2 protein-coding genes are annotated in these 1,410 nt (G+C 70.5%); both read left to right on the top strand.

Translation table 11 applies throughout. The features are described from left to right. The coding region (locus GPA_RS14730) for a YbaN family protein (RefSeq protein WP_049784186.1) at positions 1-391 on the top strand (391 nt) is incomplete at its 5' end. Between the two features lie 240 nt (positions 392-631). Beyond that, positions 632-1,410: ABC transporter transmembrane domain-containing protein (locus GPA_RS14725; RefSeq protein ID WP_269446292.1), on the top strand; the 779-nt coding region annotated here is incomplete at its 3' end.

The following is a 1,410-nucleotide window of genomic DNA, read 5'->3' as shown; positions in this document are numbered from 1 at the left end:
CGCTTTCGGGCTCGGGGCGCTCGGCGCCGTGCTGCCCATCGTGCCGACCACCCCGTTTTTGCTGGCGGCCGCCTTCTGCTTCGCGCGCAGCTCCGAGCGGTCGCGCGCCTGGTTCCGCGGCACGAAGCTGTACCGCACCGTGCTCGCGGGCTATATGTCCAAGCGGGCGATGACCGTGAGGGCCAAGGTCGCCCTGCTCGTTCCCCTCACGGCCGTGCTGGCCGTGTCGTTCGCGCTCATGGGCTCCGTGCCGGTGGGGCGCGCCGTGGTCGCCGTCGTGTGGGCGGCGCATCTCGTGTACTTCGGCCTCGTCGTCAAGACCGACCGCGGTCCGTCCGAAGGCGCGCTCGCGGCAGCCGCGCCGCTCGGCACCGATGGGGAAGGGGCCTAGGGCAGCCATGTTCGACAAGAGACTGCTCTCCCTCGTGCCGGCGGCCGCCAAGTTCATCGCGGCCGACGTCGTGTTCCAGTGGATCGGCCTTTTGGCCAACATCGCGCTGTTCCTGCTCGTCGGATCGTTCATGCAGGGGCTGGTGGCCGGTACGGCTCACGCCGAGGCCGCCGCTCGGCTGGCCGGCGCCTCCGCCTGGCCATCGCCGCGCGCCTCGCATGCCAGACGCTCGCGCAGCGCATGGGCCTGGCTGCAAGCGAGGCGGCCAAGCGCGCCGTGCGCCAGGAGGTGTACGACAAGCTCGTGCGCCTGGGGCCGTCGTACCGCGAGCATGCCTCCACCGGGGAGGCCGTGCAGATCAGCGTGGAGGGCGTCGAGCAGCTGGAGAGCTATTTCGGCTCGTACCTGCCGCAGCTCTTCTACGCGGTGCTGGCCCCGCTCACCCTGTTCGCCTGCCTGGCGCCCCTGTCCCTGCCGCCTGTCGTGGCCCTGCTCGCGTGCGTGCCCCTCATCCCGGCGTCCATCATGGCCATCCAGAAGATCGCCAAGCGCGTCATGAAGAGCTACTGGGGCTCGTACACCGATCTCGGCGGCAGGTTCCTCGAGGACATCCAGGGCCTCGCCACCCTCAAGATCTACCAGGCGGACGGGCGGGCGCACGAGCGCATGAACGACCAGGCCGAGAGCTTCCGCCGCGCCACCATGCGCCTTCTGCGCATGCAGCTGAACTCCATCACCGTCATGGACCTGTTCGCCTTCGGCGGCGCGGCGGTGGGCATCGTCATGGTGCTGGGGCAGTACGCGGCGGGCGCGGTCGGGCTCGGCGCGGCGTTCTCCCTCGTGTTCCTGTCGGCCGAGTTCTTCCTGCCCCTGCGCACGCTGGGGTCGCTCTTCCATACGGCCATGAACGGCATGGCCGCCGCCGACAGGATGTTCGCCATCTTGGACGCGCCGGAGGGGCGCGACGGCACGCGCTCGGTCGATCCGGCGCATGTCGGCGTTGCATGCCGCGGCGTAGG

Source organism: Gordonibacter pamelaeae 7-10-1-b (assembly GCF_000210055.1).
In the GTDB taxonomy this organism is placed as follows: domain Bacteria; phylum Actinomycetota; class Coriobacteriia; order Coriobacteriales; family Eggerthellaceae; genus Gordonibacter; species Gordonibacter pamelaeae.
The sequence above is the reverse complement of the archived record's forward strand: the minus strand, read 5'-3'. Positions and strand labels throughout refer to the sequence as shown.